The sequence below is a fragment of the Ochrobactrum sp. BTU2 genome, assembly GCF_024539785.1.
In the GTDB taxonomy this organism is placed as follows: domain Bacteria; phylum Pseudomonadota; class Alphaproteobacteria; order Rhizobiales; family Rhizobiaceae; genus Brucella; species Brucella anthropi.
The window spans coordinates 420,129-441,615 of record NZ_JAHWRG010000002.1; the positions used below are offsets into that span (position 1 = coordinate 420,129).

Genomic DNA, 21,487 nt, shown 5'->3' on the forward strand with positions numbered 1-21,487 from the left:
TCCGGCACTTGGCTTTGCGACCCCTGTTGCGCGCGCTCTTAGCACACAATATCGCATTCGTCATCCCACATGAAATCCGGCCACATGAAATCCGGTCGCTATGCATGACGGCGGGGAGCAAGGCTGCAAAAGAAAAAGCCGGGCGCAAGCCCGGCTTTGAAAGTTGTCCAATCGCGAGGATTACTTGCACTTCTGGATGGCTTTCAGCGCATCCGAAATACCCTTCAGCGAATAGGTATAGTTGGTCTTGGTGCCGCGCTTCGACTGTGCCTGCACCTTCATTTCCGAACCGCCGCGCATGGCTGCGATGAGCTGCGGCTCTTCCGCTGCATTTTCCATCCAGCCGGACTTACCGTTGACGAACATGTTGAAGTTGCGGTTGCCGATGGAGACGACGACCTTGGCATTGGTATTGAGGTCGTAACCGGCCATGAATTGCGGTTCGAACGAGATGTTCTGGCCGGGCTTCTGGCTCACGAGGAAGAAGTTGTCACCGTGATCGACATTGGCCGGAGCCTTCTGGGTCGGTACGGAGAGGACATAGCAGACCTTGCCGTTGCCCGACTGATAGCTGTAGGCGCCCCAGGCATTGAACTGGCTGATCTGGCTCGGGGTCTGGGCGAGTGCCGAACCCGCCATCCCAATCATGAACACAGAAGCCGCGACGATCGATTTTCCAAGCATTGGTTTTTACCGGTTCTCTTTCGTTTGCTTCAAACTTGAATATCGGGATGCCGCCGTTCATCACGCCGTCCCGCTCAGTTGCCGATTAAATTGCCTTAATCTGGGTTACCAAACGGTGAAGTTTCGAAAGAAAACTTGAATGAGCAGCTAAGTCGCCCCGCCATCCCTTGGCTCCACTTGAATTAAAAGAAAGCGGCGAGAGTGTGTTCGTGGGGATAAGGCAATAAGGCAGCAGGGGATTAAGGCAATATGTTGAAGGGGGATAGGATGTCGGAACTAGGGAAATAAGGAAAAAAGCGGGGGGCAATTGAAGCAAAGTAGCCAGAATCACATAGCTGTGATCAGCCGCCGCTATTCCCTTGCTCCCTCATCCTCAAGTGCCTGTCGCGCGGCCAGCCGGTGCGCCGGTGTGATATGGGCACGAACGGCTGTCAGCGCTGCCATCAGCACGGCAACGTCATCGGTGAAGCCGATACCGGCCAGAATATCGGGAATGGCGTCGAAGGGTAGGACGAAATAGGCGAGCGCCGCCATCAGGGTCATGCGCACATGGGTTGGGGTCCTCTGGTCGAGCGCGCAGTAATAGGCTGCCACCACCTCATCCATGAATGGCACCATGCGACCGGCGCGGCGCGCGGCCTTCCAGAATCCGTTCTTCACCCGTTCGCTGCGCTTCTTGAATTCGCTCTCGCTGCCGGGTTCGAGGATTTCACCGATTCTGACGTCATCCATTCTCGTTCAACTCCTGTCGTCCCGATTCCAATCATCGAATGCGGGTTCTGACCGGTAAAAAATGGGGAGTTTGTACCGCTCTTGCAAGGCCAGTTCGATTTCCCCGTAGTCCTATCCTGCAAGAACCATCAGCTACAACGCCCCCGTCAAATCCCCAAAATACAGATTCGACCGGATTGCTCACCAAACGGCTTGGACCGCACTGGAGCGATGCCGAACGAATGGAGGTTTTGATGCATTTGACCGGCTATGGGGAAAATTTCATCCGCAGCGACCGTTCAACACGGCTGTTTCGCGGCAACCAGCTACTGGCTGCTGGAAGCGAAGATAATTACATCACCGTCGATCTGTCGGAGGCGGGATGCTACGATGCCGCCGTCTATCTGCGGTTTCTCTTCGGAGCCGGAATTTCGCTCAACACTTTGCGCGGCACATCCAGCCAGAACTGGATACCGATCCTGAATTTCAGGGCGGGCGAACAATGGAACGGCTATTCGGCACTGCCATTCGGCAAAGCAATCGGCTTTTATGATGTTCAGGCCGGACATATTTTCCATGCCGCAATTTCGCTCGGCGATGTTCATATCCGGGGTGTCCATGGCGGCAAACTCGGGCAGAACTGGCAGGATCGCATCAATCTTACCCGCGTTCTACCCTATTCCAGCCGCAATCCAGATGGCAGCTTCAATTATGATCGCCGGAAGATTTACGTCTATATTTCAAAGCTCTAAATTCAGGCTATCGCATTCATCTTGCGCGCAAGCTTGATGTCGAGTTCCGTAATGCCGTTCTCGCTATGGGTAGCGAGCGTAACATCGACGCGGTTGTAGACATTGAACCATTCAGGGTGATGGTCGAGCTTTTCCGCATGGAGCGCTGCGCGCGTCATGAAACCGAAGGCGGCATTGAAATCCTTGAACTTGAAGCTCTTGGCAATCGCCTCGCGTCCGTCGACCTTCTGCCAGCCATCCAGTTCAGTGAGCGCTTCGTTCAGTTCATTTTCTGTCAGCCGGTTGCGTGCCATCGTCTTTCGCCTATGTTGCGGTTCCTGAACTAACTTATCATGAGCGCGAGAGTTCCGTGATCGTATCCGTAGCCGCACAAGCCCCGACCAGCATTCTTTTCGTTTGCGCAGGCAATATCTGCCGTTCTCCGCTTGCCGAAGGCGTGATGGGGCATGTGCTGGAAAAGCGCGGCATCCGCCATGTGCTGGTCGATTCTGCCGGAACCAATGGCTATCATACCGGCGAGGAGCCGGACGAGCGCTCCATCAGCGTTGCAGCGCATCATGGTCTCGACATTTCCGCACAGCGCTGCCGACAGCTCATCGCCGGTGATTTCAGCCGTTTTGACCTGATCCTTGGGATGGACCGTTACAATATGCGGATGATCGCTGAGCGCAGGCCCGCAAGTGCAGACGCGCATATCGGGCTTTTCGCGGAGATTGCAGAAGGGCGGGCAGTTGAAATCCCCGATCCCTACTACGGCGGGACCGGGGACTTCGAAAAGGTTTACCGGATGGTTCTGGCAGCCTCCATCGCGCTTGCCGACCAGTTCTGGCCGGAACGGGCAACCAAAGGCCAGGCTTCCTCCACGATATAAGGTCCGCCACCGACGGAATCGCGTGACGACATCAGCACGAACCGTCCCACCTTGAAGGGCAGCGTCGCGAAGTTGCCACGTGAGGAGAGATAGCGCACCACATCCTCGATGCGGGGATTTCTCAGCCGCGCCAGTGTCACATGGGGCGTGAACTTGCGCGGGTCGGCGGGAATGTGAAGTCGCCGGCAGATCCGTTCGATTTCCGCCTGCAATGCGTTGAGCTCAGGCGAAGGGGATACACCCGCATAGATGCTGTGCGGCTTTTTGGAACCGAAAGCATTGACACCCGACAGGTTGAGCATGAATTCCGGCCGCCGCACGCGATCAAGCGCATTGGCAACCTCGTCGGCCACGTGGCCTTCCACATCTCCGATAAAACGCAGCGTTATGTGGTAGTTTTCGACATCAATCCAGCGTGCGCCGGGAAGACCGCCTCGCAACAACGAGAGCGAAAGCGCGGCGTCGCGCGGGATTTCGAGGGCAGTGAAAAGACGCGGCATAAGGCATCCTCCTCGAAGCGTTCCATGCCAGAGCGCCGGGCATCCAAAGGATGCATAAAGGACACTCTAGCCTAGAGAGTCAGTGCATCGTACCTGCCGAATTGATTCGGTTAAGTTGATGCAACTGCAGCGAATCAAAGTTTGAGTCCGGGAGCAAGCTGTTTATGCTCCCGACCGGCGTCAGCCTCCCGATGTCCCCTTATTTTGCATGTTCGTCAGGCTCTTTTCGATAGTGGGCATAAAGTTAGACACCATCGTTTCGACGCCCTTTTCATTGGGGTGCATTCCGTCCTCGAGCAGAAAGTCCTTCTTGGTTGCTACGCCGTCGAGGAAAAACGGGTAGAGCGGCACGCCATATTTCTGTGCCAGCTTCGGATAGATCGGGTTGAACTTGGCGGCATAGTCCTTGCCCATGTTGGGCGGGGCCATCATGCCGGCAAGAATGACCGAAATGCCGCGCTGCTTCAGGCGCGCCAGCATCTCGTCGAGGTTCTTTTCGGTAATGTCGGGTTCGATGCCGCGCAGCGCGTCATTCGCACCCAGTTCAAGGATGACCAGATCGGTGCCATCGGGAACGGACCAGTCGATGCGCGAAAGCCCGCCCGTGGTCGTGTCGCCCGACACGCCCGCATTCTCGATCGAAACCTCGACACCCTTGTCGTTGAGTGCCTTTTCAAGCTGCTGCGGAAAGGCGGCATTGGCCGGCAGCAGATAGCCCGCCATGAGGCTGTCGCCGAAACCGACGATCTTGACCTGTGAAAGCTGCTCGGTCGGCAGTGCGTCTTCGAGACCGGTCGGATCCTCCTGCGCCTGCGCCGTAGTGATGGGGCTTGCCGCCATAAAAGACGCCATCATCGCAAAAATCGGGAGCCATGCCGGAATTGAGAGTTTGAAACGCATCGTCGAAAACCCATATTTGAGGGGCTGTGGGCAAATGGCCCGCCGGACTTCTCTTCAATAATTGGCGCAACATAAGTTCAAATTTGTGGCGCGCTGTTTGGTTCTAAAGATTCATATAGGATAAAAACCGCGTGACGGAACAGGTTGTTGGCCCGATTATCGAACTTGAGAACGTTCATCTAACCCTTGGTCACGCCGCCTCATCGGTGCATGTGCTGAAGGGCGTTTCCCTTCATATATCGCAGGGACAGTCGGTTGGCATCGTTGGTCCGTCCGGTTCCGGCAAGTCCACGCTGCTGATGGTTCTGGCCGGTCTGGAGCATGTTGATAACGGAACTGTGAAGATTGCCGGTGAGACGATCAGCCAGATGAGCGAAGATCAGGCCGCCGCTTTCCGCGGCGCCAATATCGGCATCGTGTTCCAGTCCTTCCACCTCATTCCCAACATGACCGCGCTTGAAAATGTCGCCGTGCCATTGGAACTGGCCGGGCGTCGCGATGCTTTCGAGGTGGCGGAACGCGAATTGCGCGCTGTCGGCCTTGGCGAGCGCCTCACCCATTATCCATCGGAGCTTTCCGGCGGTGAACAGCAGCGCGTTGCGATTGCCCGTGCTCTTGCGCCAAGCCCGAAAATCCTGATCGCGGATGAGCCGACCGGCAATCTCGATACCACGACGGGGCGCCAGATTGCTGATCTTCTGTTCGCCAAGCAGCGCGAAAACGGCCTCACCATGGTGCTCGTCACGCATGACCCGGCGCTTGCGGCGCGCTGCGACATCGAAATTCCAGTGCGCTCGGGCCGGATCGAAGAGCCTGCACAGGGCGGCTCGGTTCTCGAATCGCTGGCAGCTGGCGCATGAGTGCAGCAAAGTCGTTCTCGCTTGCTCTCCGCTTTGCGCTGCGTGAAATGCGCGGTGGCCTGTCCGGTTTCTATATTTTCCTCGCCTGTATCGCGCTTGGCGTTGCCGCTATCGGCGGCGTCAACTCGGTGGCGCGCTCGGTCAGCACCGGCATTGCGTCGGAAGGCCAGAGCATTCTGGGCGGTGATGTCAGCTTCGCGCTCAATCAGCGGGAAACAACGGCGGAAGAACGCGCCTTCATCGCAAAACAGGGCAGAATGGCGGAAAGCGCCACCATGCGCTCCATGGCGCGCATGCCCGATGGTTCCGACCAGTCGCTGGTCGAGGTGAAGGCTGTCGACGCGGCCTATCCGCTTTATGGCGAACTGAAGGTTCAACCGCAGCAATCTTTGGCTGACATGACCGGCGAGAAGGACGGCACCTATGGCGCGGCCGTCAGTCAGGATTTCCTCAATCGCATGGACCTTTCGCTTGGCGCAAAAGTGCTGCTCGGCTCGCAAGTGTTTGAATTGCGTGGCCTGATCGAGAGCGAACCGGACCTGCTTTCTTCGGGTTTCAATTTTGCGCCGCGCTTTCTGGTTTCGCTGGATGGCCTGCGTGCTTCCGGTCTCATTCAGCCCGGAAGCCTTGTCGATCATATCTACAAGGTTGCTCTTCCGGACGGCGCGCCGGATGCAGCAATTGCCGAAGTCAGGCGGCAGGCCGCTGCCGATTTCCCCGATGCAGGCTGGAACATCCGTTCCCGCACCAATGCCGCTCCGGCGCTGAGCGCCAATATCGAGCGCTTCTCGCAATTCCTGACACTGGTGGGCCTGACAGCCCTGATCGTCGGCGGTGTCGGCGTCGCCAATGCGGTGCGCGCCTATCTTGACGGCAAGCGCGGCGTGATCGCCACCTTCAAGTCGCTCGGCGCGCCAGCGCGCTTCGCGGTGTTGGTTTATCTCGTGCAGATTATGGTGATCGGCTTCATAGGCATTGTTCTCGGGCTGATACTGGCGGCGATTATCCCGTTTGCTGCCGCGATGGCGCTTGCCAATTATCTGCCGGTCGCCGGTGGTGGCGGTTTCTTTCCCGATGCTCTGGCGCTCGCTGCCGTCTTCGGCCTCATCACCACGCTTGCCTTCGCGATTATTCCGCTGGGCCGCGCACGCGATATTCCGGCGACGGCGCTTTTCCGCGAACAAGGTTTTGAACAGCGCGGCCTGCCACCGTTCCTCTATCTCACCCTTGCGGTTCTGCTGATTGCTGCACTCGCCGGTCTGGCGCTCTACGTTGCTTATGACCGGCGTATCGCCGCAATCTTCATCGTTTCGGCCATTGCGGCTTTCGGCGTGCTGCGGCTAGTCGCCGACGGCATCCGCTGGCTTGCCCGCCGGGTTCCGCGCGTGCGCTCGACGTCGCTCCGGCTTGCAGTGGGCAACATCCATCGACCCGGCGCACTCACGCCCTCTGTGGTGCTTTCACTGGGCCTTGGCCTGACGCTGATGGTGGCAATCGCGCTGATCGATGGCAATCTGCGTCGCCAGGTAACGGAAAACATTCCAGCACAGGCGCCCGACTTTTTCTTCGTCGATATCCAGAACCGCGATATCGGCGATTTCACCAAGCTGGTCAGCGGCATCGTACCCGATGGCAAGCTGACCTCCGGTCCGATGCTGCGCGGGCGTATCGTTGCCTTCAACGGCACCAATGTGCGCGACATGACCATCCCGCCGGAAGCAGCCTGGGTGCTGCGCGGCGACCGTGGCATTACCTTTTCCGATACGGTCCCCGAAAACTCGACACTGACGGAAGGCGAATGGTGGCCGAACGACTATAGTGGCGAACCACTGGTGTCCTTCGCGGAGCGCGAGGGCAAGGAACTGGGCCTGAAGCTCGGCGACACGGTGACGGTCAATGTGCTGGGCCGCAACATCACCGCGAAGATTGCAAGCTTCCGTCAGGTTCAGTGGGAAACGCTTGCGATGAATTTCGTCATGGTGTTTTCGCCCAATACCTTTGCCGGTGCGCCTGCGACTTGGCTGGCGACGCTCACCATTCCCGATAGCCAGAAGAACCTTGCGCCTGATGTGCTGCGGCAGGTCACCAAGACATGGCCCGCCGTTACGACGGTCAGCGTGACCGATGCGCTCAATGTCGCCAATGATCTGATCAGCCAGCTTGCAACCGCCATTCGCGCTGCGGCTTCCATCGCGCTGGCTGCATCCGTTCTGGTGCTGGGCGGAGCGCTGGCTGCGGGCAACCGCGCCCGTGTCCACGATGCCGTGGTGCTGAAGACGCTGGGCGCCACGCGCGGCACGCTGATCACGGCCTATGTGCTTGAATATATGCTGCTCGGACTCGCAACGGCGCTCTTTGCGCTTGTCGCCGGCAGCGTGGCTGGCTGGTATGTCGTGGTGGAAATCATGAAGCTGAAAGCGAGCTTCCTGCCTGATGTCGCGCTGATGACCGTTGCCATCGCGCTGGTGCTGACTGTCGGTTTCGGCTTGGCCGGGACATGGCGCGTTCTCGGCCAAAAGCCTGCCCAGGTACTCAGGACGATATGAACGATTTGTAATCGTCACGGGCAGAAAAACGTAAGTCATTGGATCGTATGGAGAAAGCGTTTACACTTCCAGGCTGCTGCATCACGTTTTTTTACAGGTGGTACTTGTACGCGAAGGCCGAAATCCCCATAATGTCAGGCAGGCATGCTGGGGTCCCGCCAGCGGCGCCTGGCGGCGGCTCGACCTTTTGAGCGCCCCCGACACCGGACGGGACATGGCAAGAGGATTTAAGTCATGGCTGACTTTCGCAATATTCAGGCGCAGCAGAGGCCGGTAGGCGGCGCTCGCGCTGATGCAGGCATCGATCAGGGCCTGCGCAGCTATATGCTTGGCGTCTATAACATGATGGCTATCGGCTTGGCCGTTACCGGCCTTGCCGCATTTGCCGTTGCAGCACTCGCAACGACCACGGACCCGTCCGCAGCCGTCGCCCAGCTCGCCAACGGCAAGATGCTCACCGGTCTCGGTGTGGCGCTCTACACGTCTCCGCTTCGCTGGGTCGTGATGCTTGCGCCGCTTGCGGCAGTGTTTTTCCTGAGCTTCCGCATCGAACGTCTTTCGGTCTCGACCGCTAACGCCGTCTTCTGGGGCTATGCAGCTCTCGTCGGTCTGTCGCTGTCGTCGATCTTCCTGGTCTTCACCGGCCAGAGCATCGTTCGCACCTTCTTCGTGACGGCTGCTTCCTTTGGCGCGCTGTCGCTCTACGGTTACACGACCAAGCGCGACCTGTCCGCCATGGGCTCGTTCCTGATCATGGGCCTGTTCGGCCTGATCCTGGCATCGGTCGTCAACATCTTCCTCGGCTCCACCGCGCTGCAGTTCGCGATCTCGGTGATCGGCGTTCTGATCTTCGCAGGCCTCACCGCCTACGACACGCAGTCGATCAAGGAAATGTACTACGAAGGCGATTCTTCGGATGCGCATGGCCGCAAGGTCGTAATGGGCGCGCTGCGTCTCTATCTCGACTTCATCAACATGTTCACCTTCCTGCTGCAGTTCATGGGCAACCGCGAATAGTCGACTGAAGAGTGATTGAACAAAAGGGCAGCGGAAACGCTGCCCTTTTTGCTTTTGTCCATATGATTACTGATGCATGGTAGAAGCCTTATCAAAACACTTTACTCCGGTTCCTCCCATGCCCGTCATTCGTGATTTCCAGCCTGCCGATATTGAAACGATTACCACCATCTATACGGAAGCCGTACTGACCGGCGCGGGCTCCTATGAGATCGAGCCGCCGACAATGGACGAAATGGTGAAGCGTTTTGAGGCATTCGTGGAGCAGGGCTTTCCGATCCTCGTCGCGGAGGAGGATGGCCGGGTTCTGGGCTATGCCTATGCGAGTTATTTCCGCGTCAGACCAGCCTACCGCTGGCTTGCGGAGGATTCGATCTATATCGCCCCGGATGCGAAGGGAAAGGGTATCGGCAAGCTTTTGCTGCGGGAACTCATCGACCGTATTGCTGCATTGGGGTTCCGGCAATTGCTGGCGGTCATCGGCGATGGCGAACACAATATCGGCTCGGTCAAGCTGCATGAGAGCCTTGGCTTCACCCATTGCGGACGTATCGAGGGCTCCGGCTTCAAGCATGGACGCTGGCTGGATACGGTGTTGATGCAGCTACCGCTCAACGGCGGGCGTTCAATCGAGCCGGGAACGCCGCCACTTTCATGATCCTGTAGTCGCTGCCGAAATCAGCTTTCGACGAGCTTGAGGCTCTTGTCGAACACGCGCAGCACGCGTTCCAGCTCATGGCCGCGCTTCATGATAAGCCCGCTTGCAGCGATGACCGAATAAGCGCCCTGTTTCTGCGCCAGCTTCGGATTCTTCTCGATGCGGAAGAGCGGTACTTCGCTTGCGCGGCGAAAGATGGAAAACACCGCACGGTCAGCCAGATGATCAATGGCGTAATCACGCCACGTGCCGGAGGCAACCATGCGGCCATAAATGTTCAGGATTTTGGCAAGTTCATGCCGGTTGAAACTGATGGGAGCCGGTCGCACACGGTCGATAGGAACGACCTTTGGCGAAGCAGACGAGGGAGAAGGGGATGACAAATCCTCATTCGCCACGCTTGACGTATTCATGTCGTTCCTTTCAGCCTTTTGCAGAGCCGGACCGAAGACCGGGCGGGATCAAGAACAAACTGCGCGCAACCGGTTTGGATATTCGGCAATGGCGACGAAGCGAACCGAACCGGCGCATGACAACAGGGTGATGCTTTTGTGAAGCAATTTCAAGGGGAGGCTTTTGCAGGCCGGTTTTCATCGCCAATTATCTGGCGGGGAAAGCCCCAATAAATAGGGATTATGGGCTCTATATTAGTTATTCACGAAAAGAGAATGCCTGTTTGGAATGGTGATTGTCGGCCACATTTTCGCCTTGTCAGCTTCGCATTCCAGCCTGATTATGGCTTCAGCATCTACACGTTGCCTGAGACGGTTCGGTTCGGGTATGTCCGACCCCAAGCCCCCCGCCCAAAGGACTGCCCGAGCCGAACCAACCTTTTCCAGCCCCGCTGAACCAAGTTGCAACACGCACCCAGATGCCCGACGCTACATCAGCCCAAAATGAGAATCTGTTCGATCTGATCGAAACGCATTTCTTGCTGTAAATCGCGCAAGAGCGATGAGGATCGCAGAAAGCTCAAAGGCCGATCGGCTTCTTCTGCTTGAACATGGCCGCGCCATGGATAGGGCCGAGCGAATTGTCATCGCGCGTTTCCTGCAGCACCACCGCACAGCCTGAAACATCCTTGCGTTTCAGTTCCGACGCCGGGATTTCGATCTTCAGCGGCTTGCCGTCCCACATGCCGATCGTATTGGTATCGCGGACAGTGTTGCGATAGGTGACAGCCTCACCGGCATTTTCACCTTCGGTGATCGGAATGGTCACGGAATCGCGGAAATAGAACAGCACGACATGCACCGGCGCTTCCGGCTTCTTGCCTGCACCGATATCGATGGACAGGCGCCCATCATCAAGCTGTGTGATCGAAACCGGCACATCCAGCTTGTTGGCCGCAATCTGCGCCTGAACGGCTTCACTGTCGCGACCGTTCACTTCCGTCGTACCATTGATGATGGCTTGCGGCGTATAGATCATGCGCGCATTGAAGGAGTTGCGATAGGCGTTCTGCCGGTCGGTGTTTTCCTGGGTGGCAAGCGTGTCGCGCCATCCCATATAATCCCAGTAATTGACATGGAACGACAGCGCCAGAACATTGGGATCGTCGGCATATTTCGCGAAATTCTGGTCAGCCTTGGGGCAGGACTTGCAGCCCTGGCTGGTGTAGAGCTCCAGAACGGCGGTCTTCTTGCCACTGTCTTGTGCCTTGGCCGGCCCCTGCATGGAGATGCAGCCGGTGAATGCCAGCCCCAGAACGGCACAGATGCTACGCCAGCCGGGCAAATGCTCGCCGGTAAGCCATGAACCTGTCCCATAGAAGGGGGCGTGGAGTATCACTTCGTTTCATCCTGCAATAATTGTCGCTGACATCTATTATGTAAGAAGTCCTGCAATCAATAGGAATTCACGTTGCGGTGAGATTCGCAGGCGTTACGATTCCCATATCTCACCCTTAAGGGCGAATATCACCAAAATAGCCCACAACAGATTGTGCGAGAACGAGACTGGCTGAACATGAGATCGAGCTTGAGAGAAAAAGCCATCGCCATTTGCGATGAGAAGATAGCGAAAAAGGGCGATACGGTCGGTATCTCGTTCTATGCGTTCTTTGCCAACAAGAACACGGAGCCTGAATTGCTCATGGAAGCTGCCGAGTGGTGGATCAAGACCCATACCCTCGATCACTTTGAAAAAGCGGTAAAAATCAGAGAAATGATCCGATCAGGCCGATAGGCTCCATGTCTAATCTAAAATAAAAAAGCCGCCGGATTTCTCCGGCGGCTTCTGAATTTCAAGCGCGTGCTGATTAAGCAGCGAGATCGCGCAGAACGGTCTGCAAAATGCCGCCGTTCTTCATGTAGTCGAGCTCGTCCAGCGTATCGATGCGGCAGATGAGCGGAACCTTCTTCACCGTGCCATCGGCAAAAGTGATCGAAGCGTCGACCTTCTGGCGCGGACGTACATCTGCAAGACCTTCGATGGTGACCATTTCGTCGCCCTTGAGGCCCAGTGTCTGCCAGCTGGTGCCTTCCTCAAAGACGAAAGGCACAATGCCCATGCCGACGAGGTTGGAGCGGTGGATACGCTCGAAGGACTGCGCGATCACGGCCTTGACGCCGAGCAGGTTGGTGCCCTTGGCAGCCCAGTCACGCGAAGAACCGTTGCCATATTCGACGCCTGCGAAGACGACGAGCGGAACGCCCTCGGCCTTGTACTGCATGGCAGCATCATAGATCGAGGTTTCTTCCTTCGACGGGTAGTGGATGGTGTAGCCACCTTCTCGTCCGTTTTCGCCCAGCATGTGGTTGCGAATGCGGATGTTTGCGAAGGTGCCGCGCATCATCACTTCATGGTTGCCGCGACGCGTGCCGTACTGGTTGAAGTCGGCAATGCCGACGCCATGGTCGATGAGATACTTGCCAGCTGGCGACTGTGCCTTGATCGAACCGGCAGGCGAAATGTGGTCGGTCGTGATCTTGTCGCCGAAGAGACCCAGAATGCGGGCACCCTTGACGTCGCCGATCGTACCGGCCGATTTGCCCATGCCAACGAAGTAAGGCGGGTTCTGCACATAGGTCGAGTTGTCGTCCCATGCATAGGTCTGGCCTGCGGGCACCTGAACGGCCTGCCAGTTTTCGTCGCCCTTGAAGACGTCCGCATACTTTTCCGAGAAGATCTTGCGGGTCACGTTCTTGGCGATGAACTCCTGGATTTCCTGAGAGGAAGGCCAGATGTCGCGGAGGAACACCGGATTTCCGTTCTGATCTTCGCCGAGCGGCTCCTTGGTCAGGTCCTTGGTGACTGTACCGGCAAGAGCGTGGGCGACGACGAGCGGCGGCGAAGCAAGGTAGTTTGCCTGAACGTCCGGCGAAACGCGGCCTTCGAAGTTACGGTTGCCGGAAAGAACGGCAGCCGCGATCAGGCCCTTTTCGTTGATCGTCTTGGAGATCGGAGCAGGCAGCGGACCGGAATTGCCGATGCAGGTCGTGCAGCCGAAGCCGACGAGGTTGAAGCCGAGCGCATCGAGATCCTTCTGGAGGCCAGCGGATTCGAGATAGGCGGCAACGACCTGAGAGCCGGGAGCCAGAGAAGTCTTGACCCAAGGCTTGGTCTTGAGGCCCTTGGCAACGGCGTTGCGGGCCAGAAGGCCGGCGGCGATCAGCACGCTCGGGTTCGAGGTGTTGGTGCACGACGTGATGGCGGCAATCGCCACATCGCCATGGCCGAGATCATAGTCTTCGCCTTCAACGGCATAACGCGCGGTCTGGCCGGTGGTCTTCTTGTACTCGTTTTCGAGCGAGGTGGCGAAACCGGAAGCGATGTTTTCCAGCGCGATGCGGCCTTCCGGACGCTTCGGGCCGGCCATCGACGGAACCACGTCGCTCATGTCAAGTTCGAGAATGTCGGTGAAGACCGGATCGGCTGCACCCTTGTCGCGCCACATGCCCTGTGCACGGCAATAAGCTTCGACGAGTTCGATGCGATGCTCGTCGCGGCCGGTGGTGTTCATGTAGTTGAGCGTTTCGCGGTCAACCGGGAAGAAACCACAGGTCGCGCCATATTCCGGACCCATATTGGCGATGGTTGCGCGGTCGGCCAGCGTCATGTTTTCGAGGCCTTCGCCGAAGAACTCGACGAACTTGCCGACAACGCCCTTCTTGCGCAGCATCTGCGTGACGGTGAGAACGAGGTCGGTCGCGGTCACGCCTTCCTTGATCTTGCCGGTCAGACGGAAGCCAACGACTTCCGGCAGAAGCATGGAAACCGGCTGGCCGAGCATGGCAGCTTCAGCTTCGATGCCGCCAACACCCCAACCCAGAACGCCAAGGCCGTTGACCATGGTGGTGTGGCTGTCGGTGCCGACGCAGGTGTCAGGGTAGGCAACGGTTTCGCCGTCTTCTTCCTTGGTCCAGACAGCCTGGGCCAGATATTCGAGGTTCACCTGATGGCAGATGCCGGTGCCCGGAGGAACGACGCGGAAGTTCTTGAATGCCTGCTGGCCCCACTTCAGGAAGCGGTAGCGTTCGCCGTTGCGCTGATATTCGAGGTCCACATTGGCCTTGAATGCGCTTGGATTGCCGAATTCGTCGACGATGACCGAGTGGTCGATGACGAGATCGACGGGAACGAGCGGGTTGATCTTTTCCGGATCGCCGCCAAGAGCCTTGAGGCCGTCGCGCATGGCTGCAAGGTCAACGACGGCAGGAACGCCGGTGAAGTCCTGCATCAGCACGCGGGCCGGGCGGTAGGCGATTTCTGCGCCTGCGGAACCGCGGTCGTTCAACCACTTGGCAACAGCTTCGATGTCCGACTTCTTGACGGAGCGGTCGTCCTCGAAGCGGAGCAGGTTCTCGAGCAGAACCTTCATGGAGAATGGAAGCTTGGAAACGCCTTCGAGACCGTTCTTTTCGGCTTCGGTCAGGCTGTAATAAACATAATCCTTACCACCTACGGTAAGGGTTTTGCGGCATTTAAAGCTGTCGATGTGCGACACTGCGTTCGTCCTTCATGCTACTGGCCGGAAAACCAGGACGAACGCCTCTGCTGCGTTTCAAGGACGCGCCAAGGTGCGGGTGCAGTCATTTCCGCTGTCCGTCCCGATGCCTGCGTCCTTGAGGGCAACAGGTTGAGATCGGCCAAAAATGGTTTCCACGCCGACCGCTGGCGTGGTAGCCCTCATATAGAGAGTTTTCTAAAACGATTCCAGACAGAATATCGTGAATTCGGCCCCTTGCGGCGAAATGTTGCGATGCCTTTCCGTAGACCTTCCGGGGTTCCGGTTCTATTGGTCTGGCAATTATCCATCGGGGCTTAGAGGGTATAAAATGCGGCTTGAAGCCGAAAATCTGGCGGGCGAGAGAGGCGGGGAAACGATTTTCGCTGGCCTGTCTTTTGCTCTCGGTGAAGGCGAGGCGCTGGTGGTGACCGGACCGAATGGCTCGGGCAAGTCCACGCTGCTGCGAATCATCAGCGGCCTGCTTCAGCCCGAAGCGGGCAAGGTTGAGCTTCGCGAGGATGGCACAGTTTTTCCGGTGCGCGCCGCCTGCCATTATCTCGGCCATCAGAACGCGATGAAACCGGCGCTCAGCGTGCGTGAAAACCTGTCCTTCTGGCAGAAGTTCAATGGTGCTGCGCAAACGGAGATCGATGAGGCGCTGGAAGCCGTCGATCTGCCCGGCGTGGAGCATCTGCCTTTCGGCTATCTGTCGACGGGGCAGAAGCGCCGTGTTTCCATCGCCAGGCTTCTGGTCAGCCATCGTCCGCTCTGGATCGTCGATGAACCGACCGCCGGTCTCGATAAGGCGTCCGAAGCCCGCTTCGCCGAGCTGATGCGCGGACATATGCGGGACGGCGGCATGATCGTCGCTGCAACGCATATTCCTCTTGGCCTTGAAGGTGTCAGCGCACTCGACATGGCCGCCTGTTCAGTCGAGGCTGCCTGATGCTGGCGCTTTTCCTGAGAGATTTGCGCCTCAGTTTCCGCGCCGGTGGTGGCGCGCTGATCGGAATCCTATTCTTTCTGGCCGTGATTTCGGTGATGCCCTTCGGCGTCGGGCCTGACCTCAATCTTCTCGCACGCATCGGTCCTGCCATGCTGTGGATCGGCGCGTTGCTGGCAACGCTGCTGGGGCTCGACCGGCTGTTTCAGGCCGACCGGGAGGACGGTTCGCTCGACCTGCTGCTGATCGGCGCGGACAGTCACATGCTGGCTTTCACGGTTTTTGTGAAATGCGTGGCCCATTGGGTGGCAAGCGTGCTGCCGCTGGTGATCGCATCGCCGATGCTCGGTCTGTTCATGAATATGGATGCCTCGGCAATCGGCGCAACATCGCTGACGCTTCTGGTGGGAACGCCCGCCATCGCCTTCATTGGCGCTGTGGGTGCAGCCCTTGCCGTGGCGCTGCCGCGTGGCGGGTTGCTGGTGTCGGTGATCGTTCTGCCGCTCACCATTCCGGTGCTCATTTTCGGTGTATCAGCTTCGCATGGAGCGACAGTAGACAACGCGCCCTTTCTGGCGCCATTCCTTATTCTTGCAGCACTCACCCTGTTCTTTGCCGTCCTCGGGCCTCTGGCCGCGAGCGCGGCACTGAAAAGTTCGGCGGATTGAACATGATCCCGAAAAGTGGGAACCGCCTTCGCGGGGAAAACAGTCCACTGGACTGTTTTCTGATCCCGCTACGATCAGAATCGATCAAGTTCGGCGGATTGACGCAGTTGATTACGGTCAATTGAACGGCACGGGGGTGGAAGGTAAGTATAGGCCATGGAAAAAGACATGACCAAAGACGCCGTTAAAACCACGAGCTGGCTCGATCTGGCCAATCCCACGCGCTTCCTTGCCTTTTCAGGCAAGGTGTTGCCATGGCTGGCCGTGCTTTCGGTGCTGTTTCTGGCGGCTGGCCTCTATATGGTCTTTTTCCTGTCGCCGGAAGACTACCAGCAGGGCATGACGGTTCGCATCATGTATATCCATGTGCCTTTCGCATGGCTTTCCATGATGTGCTATTCGATCATGGCTGTTTCGGCGCTGGGCACGCTGGTCTGGCGGCATCCGCTGGCCGATGTCTCGATCCGCGCAGCCGCTCCGCTCGGTGCCGTCTTCACCGCGCTTGCGCTTGCCACTGGTTCGCTCTGGGGCAAGCCGATGTGGGGCACATGGTGGGTGTGGGATGCGCGGCTGACTTCGGTTTTCGTGCTGTTCCTGATGTATCTCGGCATTATTGCGCTGTCGCGCGCCATGGACGATCCGGCGAAAAGCGCCAAACCTGTGGCCGTGCTCACGCTGGTCGGCTTCATCAATATTCCGATCATCAAATTCTCGGTCGACTGGTGGAACACGCTGCACCAGCCAGCCTCGGTGTTCCGCATGGATGGCCCGACCATCGACGGCTCCATGTTGCGCCCGCTTTTCGTGATGGCTATCGGCTTCTCGCTTCTGTTTTTCACCCTGCACATGATGGCTATGCGCAATGAAATCTGGCGTCGCCGCGTCGCGTCGATGAAGAAGCTTGCCGCACGGAATGCCGACCGCAATCGCAAAGCGCAGGAGGGTGCAGTATGAACCATCTTGGCTATGTTCTCGCCTCATATGGCATCACGGTCGCGGCACTCGCCGTCACCATTGGCTGGATATTGATCGATCAGCGTATCCAGAAAAACGAACTGAAGCAGCTTGAGGCGCAGGGCGTGCGCCGCCGTTCTGCAAAAGCCTCCGGTAAAGCACAATGACCGAAACGAGCGAGAAGCCAGCCGCGCCGAAAAAGCGCTCCACATGGGTTGCCCTGCTGCCGCTGGCGATTTTCGTCGGACTGGCGGCGGTGTTTGCGGTCCAGCTTCTGTCGGGCAAGGACAATACGACGATCCCTTCCGCTTTGATCGGCAAGCAGGCACCGCAGACGAACCTGCCGCCCGTCGAGGGGCTGGTGCGCGATGGCGTGCCTGTGCCCGGCCTCAACAGCGAAGAGTTTAAGGGCAAGCTGACACTGGTGAATGTCTGGGGATCGTGGTGCGTTCCCTGCCGTCAGGAGCATCCGCTCCTGATGGAAATCGCCAAGGACGAGCGCATCCGCGTGGTTGGCCTCAATTACAAGGACCAGCCGGAAAATGCGCGCCGCTTCTTGGGCGATCTAGGCAACCCGTTTGCAGCCGTCGGTGCCGACCGCGCCGGACGCTCAGCCATCGAATGGGGCGTCTACGGCGTGCCGGAAACCTTCCTCGTCGGTCCGGATGGTAAGATTGTCTACAAGCATGTCGGGCCGTTTACGCCAGAATCTGTGAAGAATGATCTGATGCCACTTATAAAATAAACACGACTAATTGGGTAAATACGACATGGAGCCACTTGAAAAGCTAGTAGGTTTATATTTGCGGCTAAATGGTTATTTTTTGTCAAAATATATTATCCACTCGCCTAAAAGCGGAACTGTGCGCGGGGAAGTAGACTGGCTAGCTTTTAAAGGTGCTCATCATTCGCAAAGCCATGTAGGGGATAGTGGGTGTGACTTTCTAAGCCTAAAAGAGAAGCACAATGATATTATCATCTGCGAAGTAAAGTCATCAGCTTCCTCTGATTTTAATAAATCTTTGAAGAGTACTGAAAATATTAAGGACATATTATCATGGATAGGTGTTGTTTCCGATAGAGATATCGATTCACTTGCTGAGAAAGTATCGAAATTAGTTTCTCGAGATGTAGATAAAATTGAAGCGCAATTAGGTATAGTTTATCAGAACTATGTTTTCAGGCCGCTTTTAGCGATTGGTGTGGATTCTGACCGGGATTTTGAGAAGCGTTGGCGTCTTAATACTGGCATAATTTTCAATTTCATTAAAAAAAGATTGGCAACAGAAAACCATATACCGTCATGCTCTAGAAACTACGGAGCTTCGCAATGGGGCGATGATTATAAAGATCTGATAGATTGGTTTAAAAAAAATAATGCTGAAACTATCAATATAGAAAACTTCAATAAGAAATTTAAAGGTTAAATAGCACTGCCCTTAATAGGGCAGTGCTAAATCACGTAACAATCAATCCGGCAGTTTCCGCACCGCGCCCTTGGCGGCACTGGTTGCCATCGAAGCATAAGCCTTCAAGGCAGTGGAAATCTTGCGCTTGCGTGTTTCCGCTGGCTTCCAGCCCGTTTCTTCCTGCTCGGCGCGGCGTTCTGCCAGCGTTGCATCATCAACAGCCAGATGGATCTTGCGGTTTGGAATGTCGATATCAATGATATCGCCTTCGCGCACCAGACCAATGGTGCCGCCTTCGGCTGCTTCCGGCGAAACGTGACCAATCGAGAGGCCTGAAGAGCCGCCCGAGAAACGTCCGTCGGTGATCAGCGCGCAAGCCTTACCCAGACCCTTCGACTTGAGGTAACTGGTCGGGTAGAGCATTTCCTGCATGCCGGGGCCGCCGCGCGGGCCTTCATAGCGGATCAGTACAATGTCGCCAGCCTTGATCTTGCCGTTCAGAATGCCGAGTACTGCGGTATCCTGACTTTCGAAGATGCGGGCAGGGCCGGAGAACTTCAGGATGGAATCGTCCACGCCTGCTGTCTTCACGATGCAGCCGTCTTCGGCCAGATTGCCGTAAAGCACGGCCAGACCGCCATCTTGACTGAAGGCGTGTTCCTTGGAGCGGATGACGCCCTTTTCACGGTCGGTATCGACGCTGTCGAAGCGGCGTTCCTGAGAGAAGGCAACCTGTGTCGGCACGCCGCCGGGTGCAGCCGAATAGAACTTGTGCACCATGTCGCTGTTGGTGCGGGTCACGTCCCAATGATCGAGCGCCTTGGCAACCGTTTCGCTGTGTACGGTCGGCAGATCGGTATTGATGAGGCCCGCTTTGTCGAGCTGGCCAAGAATGCCCATGATGCCGCCTGCGCGGTGCACATCTTCCATGTGAACCGTATTGTTGGCAGGCGCGACCTTGCAGAGCACCGGCACGCGACGCGACAGACGGTCGATGTCGGCCATGGTGAAATCGATCTCGGCTTCCTGTGCAGCTGCAAGCAGATGCAGAACCGTATTGGTCGAACCGCCCATGGCGATGTCGAGCGTCATGGCGTTTTCAAAAGCCGGGAAGCTCGCAATCGAGCGCGGCAGCACGCTTTCGTCGTCCTGCTCGTAATAACGGCGGGCAAGATCGACAACCAGATGACCGGCTTCCACGAACAGGCGCTTGCGGTCGGCATGGGTTGCGAGCGTGGAGCCGTTGCCCGGCAGCGACAGGCCGAGCGCTTCGGTGAGGCAGTTCATCGAATTCGCGGTGAACATGCCTGAGCACGAACCGCAGGTCGGGCAGGCTGAACGCTCAATCGCCTTGACCTGATCGTCGGTGTAGCTGTCGTCGGCAGCTGCAACCATCGCATCGACGAGGTCGAGCTTCTTGACCTGATCGTCCCAGACGACCTTGCCTGCTTCCATCGGACCGCCGGAAACGAACACGACCGGGATATTGAGGCGCAGAGCGGCCATCAGCATACCGGGAGTGATCTTGTCGCAGTTGGAAATGCAGACCATCGCATCGGCGCAATGGGCATTGACCATATATTCGACCGAGTCGGCGATGAGTTCACGCGACGGCAGCGAATAGAGCATGCCGTCGTGACCCATGGCGATGCCGTCATCGACCGCAATGGTGTTGAATTCTTTTGCCACGCCGCCAGCGCTTTCAATTTCGCGCGCAACGAGCTGGCCGAGGTCCTTCAGGTGCACGTGGCCGGGCACGAACTGGGTGAACGAGTTCACCACGGCAATAATCGGCTTGCCGAAATCCTCATCCTTCATGCCGGTGGCGCGCCATAGGCCGCGCGCGCCGGCCATGTTGCGACCGTGGGTGGTTGTACGCGAACGATAAGGAGGCATTTTCAAACCTTTTAGGAACTATTCCAATGTGTAACGTCGATATGACAGAACCGTTCCCGCTGAGCAAAGCGCAAATTGCCCCATACTGTCGGGGCTGAACCATTCGCAGACTTGCGGACAACGGAAAGGGTTCCGGCGTGCGACAGCTTTCGCAGGCACAGACACGGCAATCTAGCACGTTATTGTTATAATGCAAAAGATATTGCTCTGAAAACGTAAGGAAGTTGCTCAGCCTTAAGATGGTGCGTCAGCCATGGCGGCATCCAGCAGGGCATTCGCCGTTTTCATCCGCTGTTCCGCGGCAAGGCGAAACTCTTCCGGCAGGCGGTCCGGATGATTGCTGGCGGCAAAGCTGCGCCGCCGCCGTTGCAGTTCGGAGCGTTTCAGGCCGGAATGCAGGCCCAGCTCCTGGCGGATTGCATCCGGCGACTGCTTCTGCATCCGCGCTTCTATCGCCTGTCTTTCCTGTTCAGGCTCGGGCGCAGCCTCCGGCACGCTCTCAATATCGAACAGGCTTTCAAGATTGTCCGGCTGGCGGGGTGTTGCTGGCGTATCGCCGAAACCCACGGAAAAGACGGCGGAAGCAAACCCGAATTGCGGCGGGCGGGTGTTTTCCTCGGGGCTTGCGTCAGCCTCGACTTCCTTCAGAACCGTTGCGAAATCCGGGCGGTTCCGCAGCATCAGGCTTGCTGCACCCTATGCGACGAAAAGGCGGAAGCCAGAGCGCGCGTCAGCCGGGATGGCAGCACAGGCTTCTGAAAGACCGGTATTCCGGGATAACGTGCCGCAAGACGCGCGGGAAGGCCACCGCCGGTATGGATGACCACGAAGACATCACGGCTCTTCAACCGGTCCAGCACGGCTTCCACATCGCCATCGGCGAGGTTTACATCGAGAATGGCGGCATCAACTTCATTGCGATTGATGATATCTATTGCTTGCCGGACGGTGCCGACCGGACCGAGAACGGTTCCGTTCGCATCCTCGACAGTCGCGGCGACATCGAGGGCGACGAAAATCTCGTCTTCCACCACCAATACCCGCCGCTGTCCAAGATCGTTCATCACTTGTCTCGCTGCCTCCCTTTTTGAGGTAAGCCCTTCACGCAAGAAATGCGCGAGCGCAAGCAGAGGTTCCCTTCGCCGGCATGATAATTCGTTAATGGTG

Annotated in this window: 24 protein-coding genes; 13 read left to right on the forward strand and 11 right to left on the reverse strand. The window is 57.4% G+C overall.

What is annotated here, in order from left to right; translation table 11 throughout:
• Nucleotides 1-180 precede the first annotated feature (180 nt).
• Both KWJ32_RS06690 and KWJ32_RS06695 read right to left on the reverse strand, forming a co-directional pair.
• Entirely contained in the window at nt 181-684 is a 504-nt protein-coding gene (locus KWJ32_RS06690) for an invasion associated locus B family protein (protein WP_010657895.1), read from the reverse strand.
• A 351-nt stretch (nt 685-1,035) separates the two neighbouring features.
• Complete coding sequence (locus tag KWJ32_RS06695; RefSeq protein ID WP_011982318.1) at nt 1,036-1,416, reverse strand: YkvA family protein; 381 nt, start codon at nt 1,414-1,416, stop codon at nt 1,036-1,038.
• A 233-nt stretch (nt 1,417-1,649) separates the two neighbouring features.
• Between KWJ32_RS06695 and KWJ32_RS06700 the strand changes: the two genes are divergently transcribed.
• Nucleotides 1,650-2,147 (forward strand): hypothetical protein, encoded by a 498-nt coding sequence (locus tag KWJ32_RS06700; RefSeq protein ID WP_231771270.1) that lies wholly within the window; start codon nt 1,650-1,652, stop codon nt 2,145-2,147.
• Between the two features lie 2 nt (nt 2,148-2,149).
• Here the strand turns inward: KWJ32_RS06700 and KWJ32_RS06705 are convergent, their stop codons facing one another.
• Entirely contained in the window at nt 2,150-2,440 is a 291-nt protein-coding gene (locus KWJ32_RS06705; protein WP_010657898.1) for a 4a-hydroxytetrahydrobiopterin dehydratase, read from the reverse strand.
• A 56-nt stretch (nt 2,441-2,496) separates the two neighbouring features.
• On the opposite strand from KWJ32_RS06705, the gene KWJ32_RS06710 reads away from it, so the two are divergent.
• On the forward strand, nt 2,497-3,018 hold the full coding sequence (locus tag KWJ32_RS06710) for a low molecular weight protein-tyrosine-phosphatase (protein ID WP_011982320.1): 522 nt from the start codon (nt 2,497-2,499) through the stop codon (nt 3,016-3,018).
• On the opposite strand, the gene thpR is transcribed toward KWJ32_RS06710, so the two are convergent.
• On the reverse strand, nt 2,928-3,518 hold the full coding sequence (thpR, locus tag KWJ32_RS06715) for an RNA 2',3'-cyclic phosphodiesterase (protein WP_010657900.1): 591 nt from the start codon (nt 3,516-3,518) through the stop codon (nt 2,928-2,930). The two genes, KWJ32_RS06710 and thpR, sit on opposite strands and share 91 nt — an antisense overlap.
• Before the next feature lie 180 nt (nt 3,519-3,698).
• Nucleotides 3,699-4,418, reverse strand: coding sequence for an arylesterase (locus KWJ32_RS06720; RefSeq protein ID WP_011982321.1), 720 nt, complete (start codon nt 4,416-4,418; stop codon nt 3,699-3,701).
• Between the two features lie 131 nt (nt 4,419-4,549).
• Between KWJ32_RS06720 and KWJ32_RS06725 the strand changes: the two genes are divergently transcribed.
• From KWJ32_RS06725 to KWJ32_RS06740, 4 genes are all read left to right on the forward strand, one after another.
• Complete coding sequence (locus KWJ32_RS06725; protein ID WP_011982322.1) at nt 4,550-5,278, forward strand: ABC transporter ATP-binding protein; 729 nt, start codon at nt 4,550-4,552, stop codon at nt 5,276-5,278.
• The gene (locus KWJ32_RS06730; protein WP_011982323.1) at nt 5,275-7,824 is read left to right on the forward strand and encodes an ABC transporter permease; all 2,550 of its coding nucleotides are present in this window, start codon (nt 5,275-5,277) and stop codon (nt 7,822-7,824) included. Before KWJ32_RS06725 ends, KWJ32_RS06730 begins: the two co-directional genes overlap by 4 nt.
• 234 nt (nt 7,825-8,058) lie before the next feature.
• A complete protein-coding gene (locus tag KWJ32_RS06735) occupies nt 8,059-8,841 on the forward strand; it encodes a Bax inhibitor-1/YccA family protein (protein ID WP_011982324.1) in 783 nt (260 codons plus the stop codon).
• A gap of 118 nt (nt 8,842-8,959) precedes the next feature.
• Nucleotides 8,960-9,499: a GNAT family N-acetyltransferase gene (locus KWJ32_RS06740; protein ID WP_040129023.1), complete on the forward strand. Its 540-nt coding sequence runs from the start codon at nt 8,960-8,962 to the stop codon at nt 9,497-9,499.
• 20 nt (nt 9,500-9,519) lie between these two features.
• On the opposite strand, the gene KWJ32_RS06745 is transcribed toward KWJ32_RS06740, so the two are convergent.
• Both KWJ32_RS06745 and KWJ32_RS06750 read right to left on the reverse strand, forming a co-directional pair.
• Nucleotides 9,520-9,912, reverse strand: a complete 393-nt coding sequence (locus KWJ32_RS06745; RefSeq protein WP_010657937.1) for a DUF2794 domain-containing protein — start codon at nt 9,910-9,912, stop codon at nt 9,520-9,522.
• Nucleotides 9,913-10,471: 559 nt separating this feature from the next.
• Nucleotides 10,472-11,206 carry a thioredoxin family protein gene (locus KWJ32_RS06750; RefSeq protein ID WP_029375846.1) on the reverse strand — a complete coding sequence of 245 codons (735 nt, stop codon included), beginning with the start codon at nt 11,204-11,206 and terminating at the stop codon, nt 10,472-10,474.
• A 261-nt stretch (nt 11,207-11,467) separates the two neighbouring features.
• On the opposite strand from KWJ32_RS06750, the gene KWJ32_RS06755 reads away from it, so the two are divergent.
• Nucleotides 11,468-11,686, forward strand: a complete 219-nt coding sequence (locus KWJ32_RS06755) for a DUF6500 family protein (RefSeq protein ID WP_040129021.1) — start codon at nt 11,468-11,470, stop codon at nt 11,684-11,686.
• Between the two features lie 73 nt (nt 11,687-11,759).
• Here KWJ32_RS06755 and acnA read toward each other — a convergent pair whose 3' ends face one another.
• The gene (gene acnA / locus KWJ32_RS06760; RefSeq protein ID WP_011982327.1) at nt 11,760-14,447 is read right to left on the reverse strand and encodes an aconitate hydratase AcnA; all 2,688 of its coding nucleotides are present in this window, start codon (nt 14,445-14,447) and stop codon (nt 11,760-11,762) included.
• A gap of 331 nt (nt 14,448-14,778) precedes the next feature.
• Between acnA and ccmA the strand changes: the two genes are divergently transcribed.
• The 6 genes from ccmA to KWJ32_RS06790 all read left to right on the forward strand — a co-directional run bounded on the left by ccmA (nt 14,779) and on the right by KWJ32_RS06790 (nt 18,442).
• Nucleotides 14,779-15,396, forward strand: a complete 618-nt coding sequence (gene ccmA / locus KWJ32_RS06765) for a heme ABC exporter ATP-binding protein CcmA (RefSeq protein WP_151609703.1) — start codon at nt 14,779-14,781, stop codon at nt 15,394-15,396.
• A complete protein-coding gene (ccmB, locus tag KWJ32_RS06770; RefSeq protein ID WP_011982329.1) occupies nt 15,396-16,061 on the forward strand; it encodes a heme exporter protein CcmB in 666 nt (221 codons plus the stop codon). Before ccmA ends, ccmB begins: the two co-directional genes overlap by 1 nt.
• A 168-nt stretch (nt 16,062-16,229) precedes the next feature.
• Complete coding sequence (locus KWJ32_RS06775) at nt 16,230-17,015, forward strand: heme ABC transporter permease (protein ID WP_192799828.1); 786 nt, start codon at nt 16,230-16,232, stop codon at nt 17,013-17,015.
• Nucleotides 17,012-17,182, forward strand: a complete 171-nt coding sequence (gene ccmD / locus KWJ32_RS06780; protein WP_151609707.1) for a heme exporter protein CcmD — start codon at nt 17,012-17,014, stop codon at nt 17,180-17,182. The genes KWJ32_RS06775 and ccmD overlap by 4 nt, the downstream gene beginning before the upstream one ends.
• On the forward strand, nt 17,179-17,760 hold the full coding sequence (locus KWJ32_RS06785; protein ID WP_151609708.1) for a DsbE family thiol:disulfide interchange protein: 582 nt from the start codon (nt 17,179-17,181) through the stop codon (nt 17,758-17,760). Before ccmD ends, KWJ32_RS06785 begins: the two co-directional genes overlap by 4 nt.
• 25 nt (nt 17,761-17,785) lie before the next feature.
• On the forward strand, nt 17,786-18,442 hold the full coding sequence (locus KWJ32_RS06790) for a hypothetical protein (RefSeq protein WP_011982332.1): 657 nt from the start codon (nt 17,786-17,788) through the stop codon (nt 18,440-18,442).
• Nucleotides 18,443-18,484: 42 nt separating this feature from the next.
• On the opposite strand, the gene ilvD is transcribed toward KWJ32_RS06790, so the two are convergent.
• From ilvD to KWJ32_RS06805, 3 genes are all read right to left on the reverse strand, one after another.
• Nucleotides 18,485-20,320, reverse strand: a complete 1,836-nt coding sequence (gene ilvD / locus KWJ32_RS06795) for a dihydroxy-acid dehydratase (protein ID WP_011982333.1) — start codon at nt 20,318-20,320, stop codon at nt 18,485-18,487.
• Between the two features lie 234 nt (nt 20,321-20,554).
• Nucleotides 20,555-21,001, reverse strand: a complete 447-nt coding sequence (locus KWJ32_RS06800; protein WP_151609710.1) for a hypothetical protein — start codon at nt 20,999-21,001, stop codon at nt 20,555-20,557.
• Complete coding sequence (locus KWJ32_RS06805) at nt 21,001-21,384, reverse strand: response regulator (protein WP_011982335.1); 384 nt, start codon at nt 21,382-21,384, stop codon at nt 21,001-21,003. Before KWJ32_RS06805 ends, KWJ32_RS06800 begins: the two co-directional genes overlap by 1 nt.
• Nucleotides 21,385-21,487 lie beyond the last annotated feature (103 nt).